Annotated in this window: 21 protein-coding genes; 8 read left to right on the top strand and 13 right to left on the bottom strand. The window is 30.3% G+C overall.

Annotated features, from left to right (window positions below):
• Positions 1-285: 285 nt before the first annotated feature.
• Positions 286-867 carry a HupE/UreJ family protein gene (locus PHEL85_RS10695; RefSeq protein WP_036824889.1) on the bottom strand — a complete coding sequence of 194 codons (582 nt, stop codon included), beginning with the start codon at positions 865-867 and terminating at the stop codon, positions 286-288.
• Positions 868-1,085: 218 nt separating this feature from the next.
• Here PHEL85_RS10695 and nirB point away from each other — a divergent pair, with 218 nt between their 5' ends.
• The 8 genes from nirB (at position 1,086) to PHEL85_RS10655 (ending at position 13,958) form a co-directional block, all read left to right on the top strand.
• A complete protein-coding gene (nirB, locus tag PHEL85_RS10690) occupies positions 1,086-3,599 on the top strand; it encodes a nitrite reductase large subunit NirB (protein ID WP_036824887.1) in 2,514 nt (837 codons plus the stop codon).
• 64 nt (positions 3,600-3,663) lie between these two features.
• On the top strand, positions 3,664-4,041 hold the full coding sequence (gene nirD, locus PHEL85_RS10685; RefSeq protein ID WP_036824886.1) for a nitrite reductase small subunit NirD: 378 nt from the start codon (positions 3,664-3,666) through the stop codon (positions 4,039-4,041).
• 111 nt (positions 4,042-4,152) lie between these two features.
• The gene (locus PHEL85_RS10680; protein WP_036824884.1) at positions 4,153-4,737 is read left to right on the top strand and encodes a DUF4202 domain-containing protein; all 585 of its coding nucleotides are present in this window, start codon (positions 4,153-4,155) and stop codon (positions 4,735-4,737) included.
• Positions 4,738-4,751: 14 nt separating this feature from the next.
• On the top strand, positions 4,752-6,563 hold the full coding sequence (locus tag PHEL85_RS10675; protein ID WP_036824882.1) for an ATP-binding protein: 1,812 nt from the start codon (positions 4,752-4,754) through the stop codon (positions 6,561-6,563).
• A gap of 55 nt (positions 6,564-6,618) precedes the next feature.
• Complete coding sequence (locus PHEL85_RS10670; protein ID WP_036824880.1) at positions 6,619-7,278, top strand: response regulator transcription factor; 660 nt, start codon at positions 6,619-6,621, stop codon at positions 7,276-7,278.
• A 171-nt stretch (positions 7,279-7,449) separates the two neighbouring features.
• Positions 7,450-8,880, top strand: a complete 1,431-nt coding sequence (locus PHEL85_RS10665; RefSeq protein ID WP_036824877.1) for an MFS transporter — start codon at positions 7,450-7,452, stop codon at positions 8,878-8,880.
• Positions 8,881-9,006: 126 nt separating this feature from the next.
• Entirely contained in the window at positions 9,007-12,528 is a 3,522-nt protein-coding gene (locus PHEL85_RS10660; RefSeq protein ID WP_036824876.1) for a nitrate reductase, read from the top strand.
• Positions 12,525-13,958, top strand: a complete 1,434-nt coding sequence (locus PHEL85_RS10655) for a rubredoxin domain-containing protein (protein WP_036824872.1) — start codon at positions 12,525-12,527, stop codon at positions 13,956-13,958. Before PHEL85_RS10660 ends, PHEL85_RS10655 begins: the two co-directional genes overlap by 4 nt.
• A gap of 42 nt (positions 13,959-14,000) precedes the next feature.
• On the opposite strand, the gene PHEL85_RS10650 is transcribed toward PHEL85_RS10655, so the two are convergent.
• The 12 genes from PHEL85_RS10650 to PHEL85_RS10595 all read right to left on the bottom strand — a co-directional run bounded on the left by PHEL85_RS10650 (position 14,001) and on the right by PHEL85_RS10595 (position 25,215).
• The gene (locus PHEL85_RS10650) at positions 14,001-14,663 is read right to left on the bottom strand and encodes a Crp/Fnr family transcriptional regulator (RefSeq protein WP_036824870.1); all 663 of its coding nucleotides are present in this window, start codon (positions 14,661-14,663) and stop codon (positions 14,001-14,003) included.
• 114 nt (positions 14,664-14,777) lie between these two features.
• Positions 14,778-15,830 carry a porin gene (locus PHEL85_RS10645; protein WP_081965129.1) on the bottom strand — a complete coding sequence of 351 codons (1,053 nt, stop codon included), beginning with the start codon at positions 15,828-15,830 and terminating at the stop codon, positions 14,778-14,780.
• Positions 15,831-15,841: 11 nt separating this feature from the next.
• Positions 15,842-16,855 carry a rhodanese-like domain-containing protein gene (locus tag PHEL85_RS10640; protein ID WP_036824866.1) on the bottom strand — a complete coding sequence of 338 codons (1,014 nt, stop codon included), beginning with the start codon at positions 16,853-16,855 and terminating at the stop codon, positions 15,842-15,844.
• A 33-nt stretch (positions 16,856-16,888) separates the two neighbouring features.
• Positions 16,889-17,866, bottom strand: a complete 978-nt coding sequence (locus PHEL85_RS10635) for a rhodanese-like domain-containing protein (protein ID WP_036824861.1) — start codon at positions 17,864-17,866, stop codon at positions 16,889-16,891.
• A gap of 368 nt (positions 17,867-18,234) precedes the next feature.
• Positions 18,235-18,888, bottom strand: coding sequence for a Crp/Fnr family transcriptional regulator (locus tag PHEL85_RS10630; protein WP_036824858.1), 654 nt, complete (start codon positions 18,886-18,888; stop codon positions 18,235-18,237).
• Between the two features lie 66 nt (positions 18,889-18,954).
• Positions 18,955-19,593 carry a rhodanese-like domain-containing protein gene (locus PHEL85_RS10625; RefSeq protein WP_036824856.1) on the bottom strand — a complete coding sequence of 213 codons (639 nt, stop codon included), beginning with the start codon at positions 19,591-19,593 and terminating at the stop codon, positions 18,955-18,957.
• 55 nt (positions 19,594-19,648) lie between these two features.
• A complete protein-coding gene (locus PHEL85_RS10620) occupies positions 19,649-20,305 on the bottom strand; it encodes a rhodanese-like domain-containing protein (RefSeq protein ID WP_036824852.1) in 657 nt (218 codons plus the stop codon).
• 17 nt (positions 20,306-20,322) lie between these two features.
• Entirely contained in the window at positions 20,323-20,913 is a 591-nt protein-coding gene (locus PHEL85_RS10615) for a YeeE/YedE thiosulfate transporter family protein (RefSeq protein WP_036824850.1), read from the bottom strand.
• A 17-nt stretch (positions 20,914-20,930) separates the two neighbouring features.
• Positions 20,931-21,461 carry a YeeE/YedE thiosulfate transporter family protein gene (locus PHEL85_RS10610; RefSeq protein WP_036824848.1) on the bottom strand — a complete coding sequence of 177 codons (531 nt, stop codon included), beginning with the start codon at positions 21,459-21,461 and terminating at the stop codon, positions 20,931-20,933.
• A gap of 11 nt (positions 21,462-21,472) precedes the next feature.
• Positions 21,473-22,435, bottom strand: coding sequence for an NrfD/PsrC family molybdoenzyme membrane anchor subunit (gene nrfD, locus PHEL85_RS10605; protein WP_235318265.1), 963 nt, complete (start codon positions 22,433-22,435; stop codon positions 21,473-21,475).
• Between the two features lie 6 nt (positions 22,436-22,441).
• Positions 22,442-22,975: a 4Fe-4S dicluster domain-containing protein gene (locus PHEL85_RS10600; RefSeq protein ID WP_036824846.1), complete on the bottom strand. Its 534-nt coding sequence runs from the start codon at positions 22,973-22,975 to the stop codon at positions 22,442-22,444.
• The gene (locus PHEL85_RS10595; RefSeq protein WP_036824844.1) at positions 22,972-25,215 is read right to left on the bottom strand and encodes a molybdopterin-dependent oxidoreductase; all 2,244 of its coding nucleotides are present in this window, start codon (positions 25,213-25,215) and stop codon (positions 22,972-22,974) included. The genes PHEL85_RS10600 and PHEL85_RS10595 overlap by 4 nt, the downstream gene beginning before the upstream one ends.
• Between the last annotated feature and the right edge of the window lie 18 nt (positions 25,216-25,233).

Genomic DNA, 25,233 nt, shown 5'->3' with positions numbered 1-25,233 from the left:
AAGACGTTAATAATTAGACAAAATTTCAATCAATTTTTATAATTTCAAAAAGTTTAATAAAAAAAGTTTTTGGGCGTTTCCTTTCAGGTCGGGCTTTACATTACAATCTTTTTATTTTGTTCTCGTTACAAATTTGTTAAGCTACGCTTGCTATCTTCAATAAAAATATATTTTTATTTCGATAATTTCACAAATTCACTCCAACTAAAAATAAAAAGGATTTCCATTGCAATCCCTAACGCAGTCTATTTATAAACAAAAGCTATAAAAAAGAAACATATTTTTTTACCAAAAAACTCTACTTAGCATCATTTGTATCGCAAAACCAATAACAATAGATGAGCAAACTAAAATCCAATCTCTTTTGGTAACTCTAAAAAAGTTTTGAAGTATTGTACCAATTATTAAAATTCCTAAAACAATAATTATTTGTGCAGCTTCAATACCCAAAGCAAATTCTAATAAAGGCATAAGTTTGTCTTCTTCTTTACCAACCATCATTTTAAAATAGTTAGAAAAACCTAATCCATGAATCAATCCAAAAAATACTGCAAAAACCAAATTGGTATTTTCTTTTCCTGAAGATGATTTCTTAGCCGTAAAAACATTGAAAACACCAGTAATAAAAATAGTAACAGGAATTAAAAACTCTATCAATTCCATTTTTATTTTTATAATTCCATAAGCAGATAATGCTAAGGTTACAGAATGGCCAATTGTAAATAAAGTAACCAACCAAAAAACTTTTCTCCATTGATTAAAACTGAAAACAACAGCTAAAACAATTAAGAATAAAATATGATCGTATGCAGAAAAGTCTAACACGTGGTTAAGACCCATTTTAAAGTAGAGGATAAACTCGTTCATTTTAAGTATAATTTTAGAGGAATTCAAAGATATTAATAAATTTTAAATTTTCTGAAATACAGATTTCATATTTCTAAGAAACCAATTTTGTAGAATATTCATTTAGAAGGTGGTATTTTTTCAAATTGATAAAAATTTGATTTCTACGTAAAAAACAACGAGTTGAAATTTAAAAAATAAGTAATAATACGTAGTTTTGTATTATAAAATACGTAATTATGAAAACAATTATTGTAGTTGGTAACGGAATGGTGGGTTATAAATTTTGTGAAAAATTTGTAGCACAATCTAATAATGAAGAATTTAAAATCATTGTTTTTGGTGAAGAACCAAGGCCAGCGTATGATAGAGTTCATTTAAGTGAGTTTTTCGAAAATCAAGATGCAAAAGCTTTAGAAATGGCACCTGCAGAATGGTATAAAGAAAACGGAATTGATTTAGTAATTGATGAAAGAGTTTCTGATATTCAAAGAGAAACAAAAACAATTATCACTGCAAAAAATAGAGTGCTTAATTACGACTACTTAGTCTTAGCTACAGGTTCATCTGCTTTTGTACCACCAATTAAAGGTGTAGAGAAAAAAGGTGTTTTTGTGTATAGAACAATTGAAGATTTAGAAGGAATGTTAGCATATGCTGCTAAATTAAAAGAAGCAAATCCAAAAGCTAGAGCCGCAGTTTTAGGTGGAGGTTTGTTAGGTTTAGAAGCAGGTAAAGCTGTTATGGATATGGGGTTAGAACCTCATATTGTAGAGTTTGCTCCTAAATTAATGCCAAGACAATTAGATGCAAGAAGTAGTAAGGTTTTACAATTAAAGTTAGAATCAATAGGTTTAAATATACATTTAAGCAAAGCGACCAATCAAATTTTAGGAGAAGATTCTATAACAGGAATGGAGTTTGGAGAAGATGACGTTTTAGATGTAGAAATGCTAGTCGTTTCTGCCGGAATTCGTCCAAGAGATGAACTTGGTAAAACATCTGGTTTAGAAATGGGAGTTCGTGGAGGAATTATTGTAAACAACAAAATGCAAACTTCCGACGAAAACATTTTTGCAATTGGTGAAGTTGCTTTGTACAATCAAATGATTTATGGTTTAGTGGCTCCAGGTTATGATATGGCTGGAGTGGCTGTAAATCAAATTTTAGGAAATTCGGAAGAATTAATGCCAGCAGATATTGATATGTCTACCAAGTTAAAATTAATTGGTGTAGATGTAGCAAGTTTTGGAGAGCCTTTTATGCCAGCATCAAAAGGTCATTCTGTAATTTTTGAAAATAAAACACAACATTTATATAAAAGAATTAATGTTAGTTTAGATGGTAAATCTTTATTAGGAGGAATTTTAGTTGGTGACGCTTCTGATTATAATATGCTACATCAAGTATATTTAAACGGAATGGCGATTCCAGAAGATGCAGCGCAATTAATTTTACCAGCAACAGAAGGAGGTGCTTTTGGGAGTGCTTTAGATTTACCAGATGAAGCGCAAATTTGTTCTTGTGAAAACGTGAGTAAAGGTCAAATCTGTGGAGCTATAAAAGATGGTTCTTGCGAGGATTTAGCAGGCGTTATTTCATCAACCAAAGCAAGTACAAGTTGTGGTGGTTGTAAACCAATGGTTACAGATTTAGTAAACGAAACGTTGAAATCTCTTGGTAAAACTGTAAAAAATGTTATTTGTGAACATTTTGAATACAGTCGTCAAGAATTATTTGGAATTATAAAAGCTAAAAAATTGACTTCTTATAATGAAGTTTTAGACACTTGTGGAACAGGACATGGTTGTGAAACATGTAAACCTTTAGTTTCTTCAATTTTTGCAAGTTTATATAATGTTACACCAAATAAAGAAGATGTTACCCAAGATACAAACGATAAGTTCTTAGCTAATATTCAACGAAATGGAACGTATTCTGTAGTTCCAAGAATTGCAGGGGGAGAAATTACTCCAGAAGGATTAATTGTGTTAGGCCAAATAGGATCTAAATATAATTTATATACTAAAATTACTGGTGGGGCTCGTATTGATTTCTTTGGAGCGCAATTAAATGATTTACCTGCTATTTGGAAAGAATTAATTGATGCAGGTTTTGAAAGTGGTCATGCTTATGGGAAATCTTTAAGAACTGTAAAAAGTTGTGTGGGTTCTACTTGGTGTCGTTATGGTTTAGATGAAAGTGTTTCTTTTGCTATCGAATTAGAAAATAGATACAAAGGTTTACGTTCTCCTCATAAAATTAAAGGTGGAGTTTCTGGTTGTATCAGAGAATGTGCAGAAGCTAGAGGTAAAGATTTTGGTGTAATTGCTGTAGAAGGTGGTTGGAATCTTTATGTTGGTGGAAATGGTGGTGCAACACCAAGACATGCTCAGTTATTAGCAGAACAAATAGACAATGAAACTGTTATAAAATACTTAGATCGTTATTTAATGTATTACATTCAAACTGCTGCTCCATTAATGAGAACTGCGGCTTGGTTAGATAAATTAGAAGGCGGAATAGAGCAATTAAAGAAAATAGTAATTGATGATAGCTTAAATATTGTATCAGATTTAGAACATGAAATGCAATTTTTAGTTGATGCTTATGAGTGTGAATGGAAACAAGCAGTAGAAAGTGAAGAAATTAAAAAACGTTTTAGTCATTTTGTAAATTCAGATGATAGAGATGATAATTTAGTGTTTGTTCCTTTGCGTGATCAAAAAATGCCAGAACACTGGAAAAACTAAATTTTTTTAAAAAAAATAAAATATCAGTTCATCTGCATTTTTGCAGTAATAAAAATAGATAATTATGGATACAATACTTTCTCAATATAAAACAACTGCAATAAGTGATGTTGCTGTATGGTTTAAAGCTGGAGCTGTTAATGATTTTTTTGAAAACGGTGGTGGTTGTATAAAGTATAAGGGAAAACAAATTGCAGTTTTCAATTTTAGCAGAACAAAACAATGGTTTGCTTGCCAAAATGTTTGTCCTCATAAAATGGAAATGGTATTATCTAGAGGTATGTTAGGTGATGATAAAGGAACCCCAAAAGTTGCTTGTCCACTTCATAAAAAAACTTTTTCATTAGAAACTGGTGAAAATTTAAATGGAGATTTAGATGCTATTGCTACATATCCTGTTAAGATTGAAGAAGAAAATGTGTATATTGGCTTTTCAGAATAAATAACTTTAATTAAAGTTATTTATTTAGATTCCCGTTTTCATGGGAATGACATTTTTAACTGAAACTGCCAAGTAAAAACTTGGTAGTATGTTTTTATATAAAGCCAAAAAATGAAGCCAACAAGATTTGAAACTGCAATTGCAATTATTGATAAAAAAAATGCTGAAGATCCAAATACATATCAAGTTGCTGGGTTAGAATATTCTAAAGAGTTATTGTACTCTCAAAGGATGACAAGAAAGTTGCTTCAATTTGAGCCAAATGCGTCTAAAGCACTTCAAATTGCAGCAAGAGCACAACATATTTGTCGCTGGAAAATTGGAAGAAAAGAATATCCAATGGATAGAGTTGGGTATTTAAAATGGCGTGAAACACTTAAAAAAATGCACGCAGAACTTACTGGAGAAATCTTAGAACAAGTTGGTTTTGATGCTCAATTTGTTGAAAGAGTTCAAAAGATCATACTAAAGAAACTTATTAAGAAAAACGAAGAGTCTCAAACTTTAGAAGACACAATTTGTTTGGTTTTTCTAGATTACTATTTTGAAGAGTTTGCAGAAAAACATACTGATGAAAAGGTGATAGATATTCTTAAAAAAACATGGGTAAAAATGTCTGAGAAAGGACATGAAGCTGCATTAACACTTCCTTTTTCTGATAAAAGTTTAGCTTTGGTAAAACAAGCAATCTCTTAAAAACGGATTTTCAAATGATAAAAAATGGTAATTCATTAGACCAAAGAACGTTTAATAAATTAAGCCGTTTATATGTAATTGCTTTAAGTACAATTGCACTTTCTGTAATTATCAGTCAATTTTTAGTTCGTAATCATTTAAAAACTCAACAAAGTGATTCTACAGTAATTAATATTGCTGGTAGACAAAGAATGTTGAGCCAGAAATTAACCAAAGAAATTGTTTCTCTTTCTGTTTCTGTAGATGTAAACACAAGAATTTCACTTAAAAATAAAATTAAAGAAACACTTTATTTATGGGAGTTATCTCATATTTCACTTCAAAAAGGAAATGATAGTTTAGGGCTTCCAAAACAAAATAGTATTGAGGTTAAGAATAAGTTTAAAGAAATAAACCCAGTTTTTAAAATCATTCAAAAAGCATCAAAATCAATTGAAAAAAAATTAACTGAAAACCCTTTAATTTCTAGTGAAAATTTAGCTTCCGAAATTAAAGAAGTTACCAATAATGAAAGTTCTTTTTTATTGATAATGGATGAAATTGTAAATCAATATGATTTAGAAGCAGATGAAAAAGTGGTTTGGTTACGAAAGTTAGAGCTCTTTTTAATGGGGTTTACTTTATTGATTCTTTTAGTTGAATTATTATTCATTTTTTGGCCAACAGCAAAATCTGTAAAAGCAACTTTATCAGAATTATTATCTGCAGAAAAAAAAGCCAACAAAATGGCTTTTGATGCAGACGAACTAAGTATTTCAAAAGAAAGATCCATTAAAGAATTAAGAGCCTTAAGTCATGCAATGGATGAAACCTTGTTGTTTGCAAGAATTTCTCCAAAAGGAAACTTAATTCACATGGGAAATAAGTTTTCTCGCTTATTTAAGTTATCAAATTTCACAAATGAAGTGTTCTTTTGGAATGTTTTATCAAGTAATAATAACGAACAAGTTGCTTTAGAACTTTTAATTGAAAAAAATAAAAAAACAGGTTGGCAAGGAGAAGTTAAAGCAACTACAAAAGCAGGTAAAAATATTTGGTTAGAAATGTCTATTATTCCATACAGACCAACTGAAGATAAGTCAGAATTGTTAATTATAGCATCAGAAATTACTGATAGAAAAGCAGCTCAATTAGAAATTGAAAGATTAACAAAGGCTAGTTTTGAGGAGAAAATGAATCAACAAAAAATAATCTCAAGTAAGATTATTGAAAATCAAGAAAAAGAACAAAACAGAATTGCTAAAGATGTTCATGATGGAATAGGACAAATGTTAACTGGATTAAAGTACAACTTAGAAAGCATAAATACCCAAGATGTTGAAAAAACGACCTCTAAAATTGAGCATTTAAAAGAGTTAACTACAAACATTATAAAAGGTGTTAGAACAGCAACTTTTAACTTAACACCACCAGAATTATCAGATCATGGTATTGTGCCAGCAATTAATAAATTAACCCATGAATTAGGTAGATTAACGGGTAAAGAAATAGTTTTATACAATAAAACAGACTTCAATCTGCGTTTAGATTCTTTAGTAGAAATTAATATTTACAGAATTACTCAAGAAGCCATTAATAATGCTATAAAATATGCAGATTCTTCACATATTTTAGTGTCTCTTTCTCATAGTAAAAACATTTTAAGTATCAATATTGATGATGATGGAAAAGGTTTTGAGCCCTCAAAAGTAAATAAAGTGAAAAAAGGAGATGGAGGAATGGGAATGACTTTTATGAAAGAGCGTATTAAATATATTGATGGTCGATTATTCCTAAATTCTGAATTAGGAAAAGGGACTAGAGTTACGTTAAACATCCCAATTTAAAATACGTAGTTTTACTTAAATTTCTTATTTTTGTACGTATAAATTATTTACAGTTATGATTAATGTAGTTTTAGCAGATGACCATGTTTTAGTGAGAGATGGAATCAAAGCACTTTTAGAAGATCAAACAGGAATTATGGTTATAGATGAAGCTTCTAATGGAAAAGAAGCTTTAGAGGTAATATCTAAAAATAAACCTCATGTTTTAATTATTGATATTCGTATGCCAGAAATGAATGGAATTGACGCAGTTGCTGAAATTAATAGACGTAAAATGGATGTAAAAACATTAATGCTTTCTATGCATGATTCAGAAGAATACGTAGTAAAATCTATACAAGCAGGAGCAGATGGTTATTTATTAAAAGGAGCAAGTAAAGAAGAGTTTTTAAAAGCTGTAAATAAAGTTGCTGCTGGAGGTAAGTATTTTACTGGAGATGTTTCTTCAATTATTATGAATAATTTTGTGAATGGAAATACAACCAAGGCTGAAGAATCTAAAACAGTAATTAAAGAACTTCCTTTTCAATTAACAAAGAGAGAAAAACAAATTTTGGCTTTAGTTTTAGAGTTAAAAAACAATAAAGATATTGCTGAAGAATTATCTATAAGCAAGCGTACTGCAGAAGTACATCGTTTTAACTTAATGAAAAAACTAGAAGCTAAAAATCTTCAAGAATTAACTAATAAAGCAAAAGAATATCGATTAATATAAGTGTTTCTAAAATTTTAGTTTTCTATTTTTATAATTTTAAACCTCAATTTTAGCATATTCTTAAAATCACTAATACGTAATTATTAATCTACTAATAATTATAAAAATACGTATTTATTAACATTAAAATTAAGTATTTATACTTAGTTTTGTTTTTATAAAATATGTATTATGGCAATTTTAGCACAAGAAAAATCAACAAAACTAAGTTTATTTAACTTTAAACACGTATCAACTCGTACATTTTGGATTACCTCAATTTCATTCTTTTTATGCTTTTTTGCATGGTTTGGTATTGTACCTTTTATGCCAGATGTTGTAAAAGATTTAGGTTTAACTCCAGATCAAAAATGGAACTCAATTATTTTAGCAGTTTCAGGTACTGTATTTGCTCGTTTATTAATTGGTAAATTATGTGATAAATATGGTCCAAGATTATGTTACACATGGTTGTTAATGTTAGGAGCAATTCCTGTAATATTATGTGGATTAGTACAGACACCAACTCAATTTTTAGTTTGCAGGTTGTTTATTGGTTTTATTGGAGCTTCATTTGTAATAACACAAGTACATACTTCATTAATGTTTGCGCCAAATATTGTAGGAACTGCAAATGCAACTTCTGCAGGTTGGGGTAATTTAGGAGGTGGAGCAAATAGATTAGGGATGCCTTTAATAGCAGGTGCAGTAGTTGCTTTTGGTGTTGCTGACGCCGAAGCTTGGAGATACTCTATGGTAATAGCAGGTATTGTTTGTTTTTTAATGGGTATTGTTTATTTCTTTTTTACAAAAGATACTCCTAAAGGAAACTTTAGCGACTTAAAAGCTTCTGGAGAAATGGTAGTTACTAAAAAAGATCAAATAGGTTTTTTAGAGGTTTTAAAAGATTATAGAGTTTGGATTCTTTTTGTTGTTTATGCAGCAAGTTTTGGAATTGAATTAACGGTTTACGGAACCATGGATGATTATCTTCAAAATACGTTTCAATTAGAAAGAGTAACAGCAGGTAACATTGTATTGTCATTTGCTTTAATGAATATTTTTGCAAGAACTTTAGGTGGTTTCTTTGGTGATAAATTTGGGAAATTAAAAGGATTAAGAGGTCGTGTTTTATTTTTATCTTTCATTTTAACTTTACAAGGAATTATTCTAATTTCTTTTTCTGGAGCAACAAGTTTAATTTTAGGTATTGTATTATTAATTTCATTTAGTTTAAGTGTTCAAATGGCAGAAGGAGCAACATTTTCTGTAGTGCCATTTATAAATAAAAAAGCAATTGGTTCTGTATCTGGTATTGTTGGAGCAGGAGGAAATGTAGGTGCATTTTTAGCAGCAATGTTGCTAAAATCTAAATCTGCAGTTGCAGAAAAAGCAGCCATTGTTTCTAATGAAGGTTTAGGAGAAGAAGTAATTAAAGCAGCACAATCTGCAGCATCTTCTAGTGCTGTTTCTAGTGGATATTTATTAATTGGTTTTGTTGTAGTAGTTACGGGTATTGTTGCTTTAACTATTAAATTTTCTGCAGAAGAAGAAAAAGCAGAAGCGCCAAAAAGTATAGATAATTTAAATCCAGAATTAATTCCTGTAAAAGTAAAAAACTAATTTTAGTAGTAGTTTTTTGTTGATTTAAAAATTCGAAGTATGCTTTTTTAGTGTATTCAGAATAATAAAATAAAACTTAGGTTAGTAAGAATTTAATGTCGTATTTAGTATAAAATGGTTGTCTAAATGATTAAAAATGAAGTTAAAACTACTTGCTCTTATTGTGGAGTTGGTTGTGGAATTATCGTAAAAAAAGACATTAACAACAAGGTTTTTGTTGAGGGTGATAAAGAGCATCCTGTAAATAAAGGGCTTTTATGTTCTAAAGGAATGAACTTACATTACGTAGCTAATGATACTTCAGACAGAATTTTATATCCAGAAATGCGATGGTCTCGTTCTCATCCTAGAGAAAGAGTTTCTTGGGACACAGCTTTAGATAGAGCTGCTAACGTATTTAAATCAATTATAAAAAAATACGGTCCAGATTCTGTAGCATTCTACGTTTCTGGCCAGAGTTTAACAGAAGAATATTACATCGCCAATAAATTAACAAAAGGGTTTATAGGAACTAACAATATAGATACCAACTCACGTTTATGTATGAGTTCTGCAGTGGTTGGTTACAAAAAAACATTTGGAGAAGATAGTGTGCCTGTTTCGTATGAAGATATAGAATTAGCAGATTGTTTTTTAATAACAGGAGCAAATCCTGCTTGGTGTCATCCTATTTTATTTAGAAGAATAGAAAAACGCAAAGAAGAAAACCCAGATGTTAACATCATAGTAATTGATCCTCGAAAAACAGATTCTGCCAGTTTTGCAGATTTGCACTTGCAATTAACACCAGGAACTGATGTTGTTTTATACAACGCAATTGGAAGATGTTTGTATAAAAAAGGGTGGATTGATGATGGTTTTATAAAAAAACATACCCAAGGTTTTGATGACTATAAAAAATTAATTCTTGAAACATCATTAAAAAAAGCTTCAAAAATCTGTGGAGTTTCTGAAAAAGATATTCAAAAAGCAGCAAAAATGATTGGTACTTCTAAAGGATTTATCAGCATGTGGGCAATGGGATTAAACCAAAGTATAGTTGGTACAGATAAAAATGTTTCACTTTTAAACCTTTCTTTAATTACGGGTCAAGTTGGTAAACCTGGTTCAGGACCATTTTCTTTAACAGGTCAGCCAAATGCAATGGGAGGTAGAGAAGTTGGTGGAATGGCTAATTTATTAGCTGTTCATAAAGACTTGCAAAACGAAGAACATAGAAGAGAAGTTGCAGAGTTTTGGGGAGTTGATAAAATATCTCCAAACCCTGGATTAACTGCAACAGAATTATTTGATGCATTAGACAGCGGAAAAGTAAAAGCAGTTTGGATTGCAAGTACAAATCCATTAGTGAGTATGCCAAACTCTCACAGAATTGAAAAAGCAATGGCTAATTCTAAGTTTGTTGTAGTGCAAGAAATTTCTCATAAAGCAGATACTTTAACGTATGCAGATTTAGTTTTACCTGCAGCTGCATGGTTAGAGAAAGAAGGAACAATGACGAATTCGGAAAGAAGAATATCATATTTACCAAAAGAAATTGATGCTCCAGGTGAAGCAAGACCAGATGTAGAAATTTTTTGTGATTTTGCACAAAGAATGGGATTTAGAGGTTTTGAATATAATAGTTCGTCAGAAATTTATGATGAATATGCATCCATGACGAAAGGAACAAATATTGATGTTTCTTTTTTGAATTATGAGCGTTTAAAAAACGAAGGTACTTTTCAGTGGCCAGTAAATGAATATCGAAGTAAAGGAACATCTCGTCTTTTTGAAGATAAAAAATTTTATACACCATCACAAAAAGCAATTTTTAATCTTCCATCATCAATAGAAAATAGTGTTGTAAAATTAAATGAAGATTTTCCTTTAATTTTAACGACAGGTCGTATTAGAGATCAATGGCACACAATGACCAAAACAGGGAAAGTGTCTCGTTTAAAAACACATTACCCAAAACCTGTATTAGAAATAAATCCTGTAGATGCTTATTTAAACGGAATTAAGGATGGAGATCTTACAGAAATAAAAAGTGAAAATGGTGTTGTTAGAGTGCGTGCAAAAACTACTGATGCTATTAAAAAAGGTGTTGTATTTTTGCCAATGCATTGGGGTAAAGTTTTGCAAAGTAATTTAAATAGAGCAAATAATTTAACACATACACGTATAGATCCAATTTCTAAAGAGCCAGATTTTAAATTTACATCAGTTGCTGTTTCAAAATATAAAAAAGCAAAAGAGAAAATTGTAATTGCTGGTGCTGGAGCTGCAGCTTTTCGTTTTTTACAGAATTATAGAGATAATAATGAGGTTGATGAAATTCATGTTTTTTCGAAAGAATCAAACTTGTTTTATAACCGAGTTTTATTACCAGAATATATTACAGAAGAACTTTCTTGGGAGCAATTATTAAAGATAAAAAATGCTGAATTAAACAAATTAGATATTAAAATTCACCCAGAAACTATTATTGAAACCATTGATAAAGAAAACAAAACAGTAACTGATTCTAATGGAGAAGTTCACTCTTTTGATAAATTAATTTTAGCAACAGGAAGTAGACCATTTATTCCGAAAGATGTACAAATAGATTTACCTGGTCGATTTACAATGCGTAATAAAAATGATGCAGATCGTTTTAAAAAATATTTAGACAATACAGGTTTGCCTCCAGAAGAACAACATGTTGTAATTGTTGGAGGAGGTTTGTTAGGTTTAGAGTTAGCAGCAGCTATGAAGCATAAAAAGGTAAAAATTACCATTGTGCAAAGAGCATCAAGATTAATGGAACGTCAATTAGATAAAATTTCTAGTAAATTATTGTCGTTAGACGTACAAGAAAGAGGAATTCAAATTTATTTTGATAATGAAGTAAGTACTGTTTTTGATGATGAAGATACGGGTGAATTAACCATCAACCTAAAAAGTGGAAAATACATTACTGCCAATGCTATTGTATATGCAATTGGTACAAGACCAAATATAGAAATTGCTAAGAATAACGGAATTATTTGTGGTCGAGGAGTGAAGGTAAATCAACATTTACAATCTTCACACCCAGATATTTTTGCGATTGGTGAAATTGCAGAATTTGAAAATAAATTATTCGGAATTACCTCTGCAGCAGAAGAACAAGCAGGTATTTTAGCCAATTTTATTGCTGGCGATATTAGTGAAGCTTACAAAGGATCTGTTTTAATGAATATTTTAAAATTCAACGATTTAAATCTGTGTAGTATTGGTGAAATTTCTGTTCCAGAGAATGACACAAGTTATGAAGAAGTTATTTTTACTGATATTTCTAAACGTTATTATAAGAAATGTATTGTAAAAGATGATTTGCTAATTGGTGCTGTTTTGGTGGGTGATAAAAACGAGTTTGCTGAGTTCAAAACCATGATTGAAAGCAAAATAGAAATGTCTGATAAACGAAATACTTTGTTAAGAGGCGCTTCTAATGACAAACCAGTTTTAGGGAAATTAATTTGTTCTTGTAGTCAGGTTGGTGAAGGAAATCTAGAAGAAGAAATAGCTAATGGTTGTACAAATTTTACAGAATTATGTAATAAAACAGGTGCAGGTTTAGGTTGTGGAAGTTGTAAAACGGAAGTAAGAGAAATATTGAATAACGCAAAGGTAGGAGCATGAACAAACAGTTAAATAGGTTAATCGTAAAAGGCGGGGTTTTATCTCCAGGAGAGCTAAAATACATTTGCGAGTCTGTAGAAAGTTTAGGCTTAAAAACCATCTCTTTTGGCTCTAGACAAGATATATTATTACCTAAAAAAGCAAAAAAAGAAGAGTTGGTTCAGTTTGATAAATTAAAAATTGTTGAAGCTGATGAAATTGGTGTAGAAAACATTGTTTCTTCTTATGTTTGTGCAGATATTTTTCCAAGTACTTCTTGGTTAACAGGAGATAGATACCTGTATCTTTTAGAGCAATTTCGCTCAAAATCAAAGTTAAAAATCAATTTAATAGATCCAAAACAACGTTTAGTCCCCTTGTTTACTGGAAATATAAATTTCATTGCTTCAGAACATGAAGATTATTGGTATTTGTATGTGAGACTTCCAGATTGGAAAAAAACAGAAATGTATCCTGCATTAATTTACAGTTGGGATTTAGACAAAATTGAAACTGCTATTGAAAACATTCTACAAGAAGAACCAGAAACTATTGAAATGATTTTTGATTTAGTTAGTGATGCAGTAGACACTAATAATAGAACTGTAGATAAACCATTAGAAGTTCCTTTTTATCCTTTTCCTTATTTTGAAGGAATGAATAAAATAGGAGTTGATAAATATTGGTTAGGATTGTATTGGAGAAATAATAAATATGATATTTCTTTCTTAAAAGAGATGTGCGAATTATGTTTTGAAAACAAAATTGGTAAAATATCAATTACTCCTTGGAAATCTTTTATTGTAAAAGGGATTCCGAAAGAATCGAAATTAGTTTGGGAAAAATTCTTAGGAAAAAGAGGAATAAATGTACGTCACTCAATGTTAGAGTTAAATTGGCACATTCCTGTTGCAAATAAGGATGCTTTAAATCTAAAGAAATATTTGGTTTCTAATTTCGATCAGAATGATATAAGTACTTATGGTTTAACATTCGGAATTACAGATTACAAAAAATCTTCTTATTTTTTTACATCAATTGTTGTTGAAAAAAATATGCAACCAGAAATGATTGGAAACTTTCAAACAAGAGATACGTACAATCTTTTTTATGCCAAAAATTTTGATCCAAATACAAGGAAATACATTATGCATGTTCAAGATGTGGATAAAGTAGAATTACCTGGTTTATTGATGGAGTTAAGTCAGTTATATTTTGAGCAATTAGGAAGCGAAAAAGAGGATGAAAATGAAGTTGAAGTACAAAAAGAAATTACAGAATTAGAAGTGTATCAATGTTCTGATTGTTTAACAATTTATGATGAAGCTTTTGGAGATATTACTCAAAACATTCCTCCAAAAACGCTTTTTAACGAACTTCCAGAGAATTATGAATGTTCTTTATGCGAAGCTCCAAAAAGTAGTTTTAAAAAGAGTATTTTGGTTAAATAAAGGTTGCTTTAAATGTAAATTTGAGCTTAATTAGAAAAATAGCTATTCAAACAACTCTAAAACTTTAATATAGTTTCTGGTTGAATGAATTTTTCCTTCATCATGTAATTGCTTTATAAGTCTTGTAACAACAACTCTAGAGGTATTTAAATCAGTAGCAATTTCTTGATGTGTAATTTCAAGATCAATATTATTGTTATTAATTTTAACTTTATCTGTTAGGTATTTTAGTACACGCTGATTCATTTTTAAGAAAGCTAAACTATCTATAGATTCTACCATTTCAATCAACCTAAAATGGTAACTATCTATAATAAAATGACGCCAAGACTTATGTTTTATTAACCACTCATCTATATGGTCTACAGGAATAAAAATTGCTTCCATATCTCTTTCTACAACACCTTTAAAAATGCTTTTTTTCTTGTTGATACAATTCACAAACGAAATAGCACAAGTATGACCAGGCTCTAAATAATAAAGTACAAATTCTTCACCTTCTTTTTCTTTTCTAATAATTTTTACAGCACCATCTAATATTAAAGGAATATGTGTCATATCTTCTCCAATATCAATTAAAAGCTCACCACTTTTAATTTTATCAAAATGGCCTACATTTATTATTTCATCGATTAATTTTTCTTCAAAAACATTAGAATAATAATCGCTTAATTTTTCTCTAAGTATAATCTCTTGGTTGTTCACGTTAGTTTAATTGATGTAATAAAGATACTGAATTATATAAGAAAACCCTCTGATTTTTTACAGAGGGTTTTAAGTTTAAATTAAGGTTAACTCATTTCTTTTGCAATTATTAAATTAGAATCTTATTTGCATTTGAGCTAATAAAGCGTCGTCTTTAACATTAACAACAGTTTGAATGTTGCTTTGGTAGTTTAGTTGAAGCCTTACTTTTTGGTTAAAGAAATAATTAACACCAAGTGTCATTCTTTCTTGATAAGTACCATCATCTTTACGATCTATATCTGGATCAAAAAACTCGTATTTAAAAACAGGTTGTAATTTTTCATCTATATTGTAAGCAGCCATAATGTAAGCTCCATCTCTTTTTTCACCAAGCGCAACCGGAGTTGCACCACAACCACCACTTGTTCCTAAAAAGTAAGCACCTTCGTCATAAATATACTCACCTTGTACTTCTAACTTATCTAATTTCACAACAAATTCCCCACCATAAGTAGTTCTACTATCATCATTATTATTTGGTATTGGATACCCATGTCTAAAACTACTACCAATTGTTAAGTAATTAGTAAGTTTATAAGTAGCTCTGGCAACAATATCTTTTTTTGTATTACCATCTGCTTGTCCTAAACCTGTTCCATTCATTAAAGCAATCCAATAATTAAATTTAGTGTATTTATTTCCGCCTAAAACCATAAACCCAAAGTCTCTTTGTGGAGCAACCAATTGGTCTGCCACAATAGCTCTATCTATAGTTGTTAATGAATGACAAGCTGTTGCAACTTCTAAACTAAATGGTTGTTTAAAAGAACCTACAGACATTTTAGCCCAATTGTATTTAGAGTAGGTAATAAATGCATCCATAAGATAAGCATCTCCAGAACTTCCAATAAACGGACTAGTTTCTAACATGAAATAGTATGAGAAATGATCACTTATTTTACCCAAAGCACCAATTCTGGCTCTTTTAAATTTAAAAGTATTTGCTTGATCTCCATCAGTAAAATTATAATCAAATTGAGATTGTATGTATCCAAATATTTTAACGTTTGGAGTATTTATGGAATCATTACCAACTGGATCATCACCTTCACAACCTTGTGATAAAACAGGATTGATTTGGAGAAGCATTACCAGAGTAAATAATATATATATATAGTTTTTCATAATTATTATATTTAATTAGAGAAAGTAGGGTAATTCTTGGATACAGAAGAACTCCATTGGTTAGATGCCCATACAGGGTTTGAGTTGTACAAACCATTCATTCCAAATTTTAAACTAGCTCCATTGTATCCTAACACTCTTAAGGTTGCAGTTAAAACAGCAGATGTTTGCCCTGTATAACAATAAGTAACTAAAGTACTAGCATCAGGATCAAGACTTAAATATGTATCGTCAGCGAGTGTAAACGGCAGTATTCTATTAGCACTATTGATATGACCAAATCCTGAATAATCTGCTTCACTAAAATAGTTATTGATAAAATAGTTACCAGGGTTACTCAATACATCTGTACCATTTACACCTTGAAAACCTAAAGCTACTATAGCTTCAACTCTTTCTTTAAGAATTGCATTACCATCTGTTAATAAAGTAGTAATTTCTGGGTCGTCATAAGTTACATTTGAAGGAGCTGGACTATAACTCCAGTTAGAACTTGTAGCTGCAGGGTTTCCTGTAATAGCATTGTTCCATGAACCTGCAGTTGAAGGGTTCCAACCAGACATTCCCCATTTTAAAGCTTGAGTTTTAGGATATCCATACATACGTAATAAAGCAGTTCCATAACAAGCTGTTTGACCAGTATAGCATACTACAAGAATTGGTTTTGTTCCTGCTTTAGGAGCTTCTGTTAAAATATCAGCAAAAGGAACATTGATAGCTCCATTTACATGAGCTGTTAAAAAGTCGGCACTACTTCTAATATCCATAATGTAATATCCATCAAGGAAAGCATCAACATCTGCAGCAGCAGCAGGAGCTCCAACTACAAATTTTTGTCCATCAACGTTTGTAAGAATTTTGTCGATATCTAAATTGTTATTAACCATATACTCTTTCATTAGAGTAAATTTTGGAGTTGTAACACCAACAATATCATCTACTAACTCATCACCTCTATCACAAGAAGTAAGGAATAATGTAGGAATCAATAATAATCCTAGAAATAATAAAGATAATTTTTTCATGACTTGAATATTTAATTTTATATAATTTGGTTGTTATTCTACTACTGGGAACATGTTAATTTCTTTTTTGGTAAAGGCATCTCTACCTTTTTCTTTTAGTACTTTATTCATAAAGCTATTTTCCCCATAAGCTAAATTACCAGTGTTGTATCCTAAAACATTTAAGTAAGCTACTATGTATGCTGCTTTTTGTCCTGTAGCTTCATAGATTACTATTTTTTCATCTGTAGGAAGTGTTAATAAATCTTTTGATAATGATGCATTAGGAGTGTAATGAAGGGCTCCTGGGATGTGACCTTCGCATTTTTCTTGATCCCAATAGTTTACTATATAATAATTGTTTGGGTTTTCGAAAACATCTATAGATTTAATAATAAACTCTTTGTAAGGTGTCGCAAATAATTTTTCTAATCGTATTCTTAAAATGTCTTTTGCTTCTGTTTTACCTGTATTTAAATTAGGATGAGATCCTAATTCTGGTTTTGCTTTTTCTATTGTTTCTATTTTTGAAGCAAAATCATTTTTAACGTTTTTCTTCCAAGAATTGTTAGCGAAATCTTCTCTCCAAGAACTCATTCCCCATTTCATGCTATAAACGTTATCATAACCAGCTAATCTTAATAAACTTGCATAATAGGATGCTGATTGACCAGAGTAGCATACCATCACTATTTTATCGAAATCTGATGGTTTAATCGTGTTTTCGAAATAGGTAAGTAGATTTTCTGCTTTTACATTGGCTGCATTTTTAATATGACCATAATCAAACCAACTATTAGCTCTAATATCTATAATATGATATTTAGAATTTTTATAATTCTTTTTTACTTCGTCTGCCATAATTAATGGCAGTTCATTTTCTATATAATTAACATTGTTTTCAAGATAGTTTAATAGTGTTTTAAATTCATTTGGAGGGTTAAAAGTATTGTTCTCTAAATTTGTGAAACTGCTTAATAGAACAGTTGCAGAAATAAAAATTGTAATTAAAAAAAATGAGGATTTTTTCATGGTATTATAATTTAAATTTGAAAAATATTACTTGCTTAATTGATACTAAAATTATAACCGATGAGGAAGATTTTTTATGATTTTTGTCATAATTGTTTTATATATAACAAGTATATACAGTGTCATTTGTTACATTACTATGTAACAAATGTTACAAAGATGAATTTGAATTTTAAAAAAACATAAATAAATGATAATTAGTTATTTACAGGCGTTTTTATTTTATTGTTTTTTGTTTTTATGAATCAAAAAACAAACTTTTTGAAGTAGGTTTTCTTTTAAAAATTTAACAACGAAAATTGTGTTGTAATTAGGTTAAAAAAGAAGCTTTTAAAAACGTCATATTTTAGAATTTACGCCTATAAATTTCATGAAATTTCGACATGTATTTTGCGTCTATCAAGTTTAATTTTTCCATTTTGTTCAAGTGTTTTTAAAATACGAGAGATGACAACTCTAGAGGTGTTAAAATCGTTAGCAATTTCTTGATGGGTAATTAACAAATCATTACTGTGTTTAAACTTAACCTGATTAGCAAGATATTTGTACAGACGACTTTCAAGTTTAAAAAAGGCTAATTCTTTTATAACACTCAGCATTTCTTCAAGTCTGTTATGGTAACTATCAATAATAAAAACACGCCAAGTTTTATATTTAACCATCCACTCTTCAATTATATTAACAGGTAACATAATGCACTCTATTTTTTCTTCTGCAGTAGCTCTAAACATGCTTTTACTTCTATGAATACAATTTATAAAAGAAATGGCACAAGTATCACCTTCTTCTAAATAGTAAAGTAGTATTTCATGGTCATGACTGTCGTCTCTTGAGATTTTAACAAGGCCATTTATAATTAATGGAATATGAGTTGTTTCTACACCAATATCTATTAAAATATCTTTTTTCTCATAAGTGGCATAGATTCCGTTTTTTGCTATTTCATTAATTAGCGGTTTTTCAAAAACAGCATCGAAATGCAAGTGTAATTGTTCTTTTAAAAAAGCTATTCTTTTTTTCATTTTAATTTGATTTACAGCAAGTAAAATTCAAATGATTTAAACCATGAAAAAAATTTTTCTTAAAAATTAGCAGCCACCCTCTGTTGGCATTTTCTTTTTCTTTCTAATAGGAATTACTTTTTTAGGAGTAGTTGTAGTTTTTGGTTTTGTAGTTATTTTAATGTTTGCTTTTTTCATTGCATCTGCTTGCTTTTTAACGGATTCGTTAATAAAAGCAGCAACATCTGCTTTTGATATTTCAACATCACAATTTTTGGTAATTAATTTATTTTGATAGTAATCTAATTTAACCGTTAAAAGCTTCATATTATCATATCCTAATTGATATAAAAGCAAAAAAGGAAGGTTTACTTCTTCTGGGTTTTTACCATATAAAATAACTGTTTTATTAGTTTCTTTTATTTCTTTAAAAATGGATAAGTTATCCTCATTTAAAAAATCTGGAGTGTGAATGTTTATAGCATTTTCTAAATGACCTTTTTCAAATTCATAAGCACTTCTAATATCTACCAATACATAATCTTTGTTACTAACTTCATTTAGACTCGCAAAGTAATTATTGTTTGATAAGTTTTCAAGTGTGCTTTTTGTATTTAAAGCATAGGTATTTTTTGGCCTTTTGTAAGTAAGAAGTCCAATTAATACAACCAATATAAAAAGCGTAGAAGCTATTGATATACGTTTTGTTTTTTCTAGTTCTTTCATGTGTTAGATCTATTATTTTTTAGCTGTTTTGCTAGACTATAACTTCAATTTAAAATTAACAACCACCTTCTGTTGGCATTTTCTTTTTCTTTTTTACGGTAATTATTTTTCGAGGTGTTTTTTTAGCAACGCTTTTTATTTTTGCTTGATCAGGGTAAACTACTCCATAAAACATACTTGCAGCCTTTCTAGTTGTATATAATTCAAATTCTTTGGCAGCACTATTTTCTAGTGGTTTTTGTGGGTTAATAATTGTAGTAAACCATTTATTTATTCCACCTTTTAAAACATGTAAGTTTTTGTATTCTAATCGATTGCAAATAGCCCAAGCTTGATCTGCGTAGAAATTATCATCAGAAAAAAACAGAATATCAAATTGATCTTGATTTAAATAAGCTTCAAATTTTTCATCCAATAAATTTTTTAAAGGAATATTTATAGCATTTGGTAGCGTATAGGTATTATAGCTTTTCTCGTTACGAACATCAATTAGAATAAATGAAGGATCTTGACTAATTATTTTTTCTGAAATTTGATCCGTAGACACATATCTTTCTAGACTTATTATATTGCTTAGCAATTGTTCGGCAGGAATACCTTCACTTTTTTCATATTTAGGTAATAAAACCAAGCCACCAGCAAGCACAACAAGTATGGCTGCCATCATTACATATCTAAAAGATAAAATTTTTGCTATTCTTTTTTTAACCATAATTTTGTTGTTTTATATTAATAGAACACTTTTTTTATTTTTTTTCTAACAAAGTCTGCAACAACAAAAGCTACAATTGCAATGACAGAAAAAATGAAAATTGTCCAATAAGGATTCCAATCAAAAGAGTCTATTAAAGTAACATTTCCTAAATAATAACCGGTATAAATTGGTTCTATAAAAGTATACAATTCTGAGAAAATAAAAATTCCGATTAAGATACCTAACACATAAACCCATGCATCTAGTTTACCTATAGCTACACCACACAAACTAGTTCCAGGACAAAAACCTCCTGCCACAAAACCAATTCCCATAATTGCACCACCAATTATTGCACCCCAAATATACGTTGGATGAATATATAGTTCACCTACATTTACATAACCTAAATAATCTAAATAATAGATTCCAATAACGGCAACTACAGCAGCTGTAAAAAATACTTTTAAAACTGCAAAATCGTATCCATAGAATACACCTGCCATTTTTCTTGAAGATGAAAACCCAGAAGATTCTAATACAAATCCAAAAGCAATACCTATACAGATGGCAATGATACTATCCCAATTAGAAGAAATAATACCACTATTAATTAAAAGTTCCATATTTTAAGTTTTATAAATTAAATCCAATTTTTTCTAAAGAAATAAGCAACAATATATCCAGTACCAAAAATGGCTAACATGGTTATAAATCCTCCAGATGATAATACTGCCATACCACTTAAAGCTGCACCACTAGTACAACCTCTAGCTATTTGTGCACCTAAACCAAATAAAATACCTCCCCCAAGTGCAAAAAGTAATCTACGTCTGCTTGTTATTTTAGGAGAATGTTGCACTCTCCAGCTAATTCTACCTGATAAACCACCAGAAATAAAGGCACCAATTAGTATTCCTAATGCTTCAAAAACCAACCAAGTATTCATTGGTGTGTCATCTTCTTTTAGAAACTTACTATAATACGCGTTATTTTCAGCATGTGTTGGGGCTACTTTATCTACAATTGTAACTACACTACTTTTCATTGCACCACTTGCTCCTAATCCTCTTCCTGTAAGAAAAAAGGTAAAAATAATGATGATACCAAGTAAAAAACCTCCAAAATATGGGTTCCAATAAATATGACTATTTGTACTTTTTTCTGTATTCATATTATTTAGTTTTAATAAAGAAATCTTGTTAACTGTCCTGCTTCTATCATCACAAATCTAAAAATAAGTCCACCTAAAATAACTAATAAAGCTGGTACTACAACTGGTACTTTAAAGCCTATCAGTTCAATCAATTCTAGAATTGCTGGTACTATCAGTCCAAGTATTACCACAAAGCCAAAGAACATTAAGGTAAAATCACCATTAACTAATAATTGCATCGCTTCTAGCTGTACTTGAGAACCTGCATAATAACCCATAATCATGTGAGTAATTAAAGCTAATTCTATAATTATTAGACCTAAATCTATTTTCCCAAATAGATGTTTTTCTGCTTTTGTTTTTGATAATAAAATAATTGCTGCTGCTCCTGTAGAAAGTCCAGAAACTAAAAATAATGGACCTAGAATGGCATTGTTCCAAAGTGGTCTTGCATTAAAAGCAGATAATAAAATACCTGTATAAACTCCTAAAATTAAAGCTAAAGGAATTAAAGCATATGCAATGTTCTTTCTATTTTTTATTGTAAATTTTTCAAATGAATTTAAAAAATTAAAACGTTTGAACATTTTTAATTTAGCTTCTAGTTTAGGATAGACTTCTCTATAATAACTGAAAGTCCAAATAAAAGATAATGGAGTTGTAATTAACAAAACCCAAGCTCCCCAAGACATTGGCGATTCAATTCTAAAAGTAGTATATAATTGCCATGTGTAAAGTGGGTGTGTTAAATCATAAACCAAAGCTAATAAACCTAAAGACAAAGCAATAGGAGGAATGATAGATGCTGTTTTTACAGCTGCTGGATACTGATCTTCTTTGCCTAAAATATAGATTAAGGCACCAAAAAATAATATTCCTGCTGCAAGTCCACCTAAAAATAAATAAACTGCTATTGGCCAATGCCAAATTTCTAATGAGGGATCAATATTTGGAATATTTCTTCCACTTGTGAATAGTTCTTCTTGTATCATATTCATTTAGGTTAAGTAAAATACATGTGGGTCTGTACCAGCTTCTGGAGCTAATGTTTTGTGTTTTCTATTTTTTAATAATAGTGACACTTCACTGTTTGGGTTGTCTAAATCTCCAAAATACATACACTTTGTTGGACATACAGAAACACATGCAGGAAGTTGTCCTTTTTGTAATCTATGATGACAAAAAGTACATTTATCTACATATCCATCTGGATGTTGATAACGAGCGTCGTAAGGACAAGATTCTATACAAGCACCACAACCAATACATTCTTCTGCGGTTACTAAAACAATACCACCTTCAACAATATGACTTGCTCCAGTTGGGCAACATCTAACACATGGTGCATTTGCACAGTGATTACATCTTTCAGATTTTAATTCTAACATTATGTTAGGATATGTGCCATCTACAGTTTCTGTAATCCAATCTCTACAATATCCAATTGGCACATCATTTTCGGTTTGACAAGCAACTACACAGTCGCTACAACCAACACATTTTAATGTGTCTATTACCATTGCGTATCTCATATCACTTCAGTTTTATGTGGGTCTTCTGTTATAATTTCAACAAAATTTCCACGCATTCCAGTTCCACCCATTATTGGGTCTACCATTGTTTTGGTAACCATTTGTGTATCATTAATACCTTTACCAAAAGCTCTACTCAACTTTTTATTGTCATGGCCAAAACCATGAACCATATATACAGAATCCCATCTAATACGTTCTGTAACCCTTACTTTAATAGAAAATGTTGAGGTAATTTTATCTTGATTTCTTAACCAAACAGATTGCCCAGTTTTTAAACCAATTATTCTTGCAACTTTAGGATTAACCCAAAGATTGTTTTCACTTTTTAAAGCATTTAAATTAGGGTTGTTTGCAGTTCTACTAAAAGTATGCATAGGAGATCTACCATAATTTAATCTATAAAATCCTTGAGGTGGTTCAGGATGCTTTGTATAAAGTGGCATTGCATCAAAACCAAGGTTTTTTAATTCTTTAGAATACAATTCAATTTTTCCACTATCAGTAGGAAACTCATGATGTTCTCCTTCTACTAAATACATGGGTCCAGATTTACGCGGATAATGTTTTACTCCAATCTTTTCCATTTCTTCTAAAGAAGTTCCCATTTTTTCTAATTGCCATTCAATAACTTCTTTATAATCATCATATTTAAAGAAATCACCTAGACCAATACGCTCACCAATTTGTTTGGCAACCCACCAACCTGGTTTAGAATCGTATTTTGGTTTTACAGCAGGTATTCTAACAGCAATGGATGGCGTTCTGTTTGTTGCAGAACGAATACCATCGTAACGCTCTAAATACGTACATTCTGGTAAAACAACATCTGCATAACCAGTAACATCCATTGGCATAGTGTCTAAAACAACCATAAACTCAAGTTCATCTATTGCTTCTTCTAATAATTTTTTATCCGGAATTGATTTTGTAATGTTAGTACCAGCAACCATCATCGCTTTTACTGGATATTTATTATCCTTACTAGGAATTGCACATTTTATTACTTCTGTAGTAATTCCCATTTGAGCAAGTGGAAATTTTTCCCCAACATCTGTCCAATCCCATTTTGGATGAGGATATTTTGGATGAGGATATTTAGGAACACTAATTTTTTCTTTAAAGTAGAATCCACCACGTCTTCCCCAAGAACCTAAAAGACCATTTAAAATAGCCATTGCTCTTGCACGTTGTGTATCATCCCCATACCAGCTTACATGACGTCCAGGATGAATAATAACAGCAGGTGCAGCATGAGCCATTTCTCTTGCCGTTTTTATAATTTCTTCTGGTTTAATTGTTGTAATTCCATACGCCCATTCTGGAGTGAAATTTTGGACATGCTCTTTTAATTCATCAAAACCTGTTGTATATCTTTTTACATAATTTTTATCATATAAATCTTCTTTAATAATCACATGCATCCAAGCTAGCATTAGAGCAATATCTGTAGCTGGTTTAATTGCCAACCAGTATTGAGATTTACTTGCTGCAGTAGATAATCTTGGATCAACAGTAATTATTGTAGCATTATTATCGATAGCATCAGACATTTCTTGTACTTGCGAGTTATGCATATTCTCACCAATGTGAGAACCAATTAATACCAAACATTTAGTGTCTCTAATATCTGTTGGTTCTGGAGAACCAACCCAAGAACCAAAAGTTGCGTTAAAACCTGCTTCACGAGCACCTCTACATTGTGCATAAGCTGGTTCTGCAATAGTATCAGATCCATAAGCTTTAAATAAGTGTTCTAAATGTTTACCAGGAGAACCATGTTTTAATAAAGCAAAAGATTCTGCTCCATGTTTTTCTTTAATATCTTTGAACTTTGAAGCAATTAAATCTAAAGCTTCATCCCAACTTGCTTCTCTAAAAGTTTCTTCTCCATCAATAGTAGTTCTAATTAAAGGTGTTTTTAAACGGTCTTCATCAGAATACATTCCTACACCACCTGTTCCTCTAGGACAAAGTCTACCATAACAATGTGGGTCAGTTTCATTTCCAATAATTTTTTGAATATTTCCTTGTTCATCAGAATGAGCCCAAGCAGCACATTTCCAAAAGCAAACTTCGCAATAAGTAGCAGTTTTTTTAAGGTTTTTTGTGATTTTTTGAACAGTTTTTTCTGTTAATGGTGAGTTATTACCAAAAAGATTTAATGCTGATGTTGAGGCAAATACGCCACCTAAACCTAATCCAGAAATTTTAATAAATTTTCTTCTTGATGTTGTCATATATTACTGTTTTACAAA

This window comes from Polaribacter sp. Hel1_85 (genome assembly GCF_000766795.1).
Classification (GTDB): domain Bacteria; phylum Bacteroidota; class Bacteroidia; order Flavobacteriales; family Flavobacteriaceae; genus Polaribacter.
This window is presented reverse-complemented; position numbering and strand designations above follow the sequence as displayed.

Coding starts and splice junctions, on each gene's coding strand:
- PHEL85_RS10595 (WP_036824844.1), bottom strand. CDS start 25,215: ATGACAACATCAAGAAGAAAATTTATTAAAATTTCTGGATTAGGTTTA.
- nirD (WP_036824886.1), top strand. CDS start 3,664: ATGGATACAATACTTTCTCAATATAAAACAACTGCAATAAGTGATGTT.
- PHEL85_RS10655 (WP_036824872.1), top strand. CDS start 12,525: ATGAACAAACAGTTAAATAGGTTAATCGTAAAAGGCGGGGTTTTATCT.
- PHEL85_RS10630 (WP_036824858.1), bottom strand. CDS start 18,888: ATGAAAAAAAGAATAGCTTTTTTAAAAGAACAATTACACTTGCATTTC.
- PHEL85_RS10670 (WP_036824880.1), top strand. CDS start 6,619: ATGATTAATGTAGTTTTAGCAGATGACCATGTTTTAGTGAGAGATGGA.
- PHEL85_RS10645 (WP_081965129.1), bottom strand. CDS start 15,830: ATGAAAAACTATATATATATATTATTTACTCTGGTAATGCTTCTCCAA.
- PHEL85_RS10675 (WP_036824882.1), top strand. CDS start 4,752: ATGATAAAAAATGGTAATTCATTAGACCAAAGAACGTTTAATAAATTA.
- PHEL85_RS10615 (WP_036824850.1), bottom strand. CDS start 20,913: ATGGAACTTTTAATTAATAGTGGTATTATTTCTTCTAATTGGGATAGT.
- PHEL85_RS10610 (WP_036824848.1), bottom strand. CDS start 21,461: ATGAATACAGAAAAAAGTACAAATAGTCATATTTATTGGAACCCATAT.
- PHEL85_RS10660 (WP_036824876.1), top strand. CDS start 9,007: ATGATTAAAAATGAAGTTAAAACTACTTGCTCTTATTGTGGAGTTGGT.
- PHEL85_RS10635 (WP_036824861.1), bottom strand. CDS start 17,866: ATGAAAAAATCCTCATTTTTTTTAATTACAATTTTTATTTCTGCAACT.
- PHEL85_RS10640 (WP_036824866.1), bottom strand. CDS start 16,855: ATGAAAAAATTATCTTTATTATTTCTAGGATTATTATTGATTCCTACA.
- PHEL85_RS10620 (WP_036824852.1), bottom strand. CDS start 20,305: ATGGTTAAAAAAAGAATAGCAAAAATTTTATCTTTTAGATATGTAATG.
- PHEL85_RS10695 (WP_036824889.1), bottom strand. CDS start 867: ATGAACGAGTTTATCCTCTACTTTAAAATGGGTCTTAACCACGTGTTA.
- nrfD (WP_235318265.1), bottom strand. CDS start 22,435: ATGATACAAGAAGAACTATTCACAAGTGGAAGAAATATTCCAAATATT.
- nirB (WP_036824887.1), top strand. CDS start 1,086: ATGAAAACAATTATTGTAGTTGGTAACGGAATGGTGGGTTATAAATTT.
- PHEL85_RS10600 (WP_036824846.1), bottom strand. CDS start 22,975: ATGAGATACGCAATGGTAATAGACACATTAAAATGTGTTGGTTGTAGC.
- PHEL85_RS10625 (WP_036824856.1), bottom strand. CDS start 19,593: ATGAAAGAACTAGAAAAAACAAAACGTATATCAATAGCTTCTACGCTT.
- PHEL85_RS10680 (WP_036824884.1), top strand. CDS start 4,153: ATGAAGCCAACAAGATTTGAAACTGCAATTGCAATTATTGATAAAAAA.
- PHEL85_RS10665 (WP_036824877.1), top strand. CDS start 7,450: ATGGCAATTTTAGCACAAGAAAAATCAACAAAACTAAGTTTATTTAAC.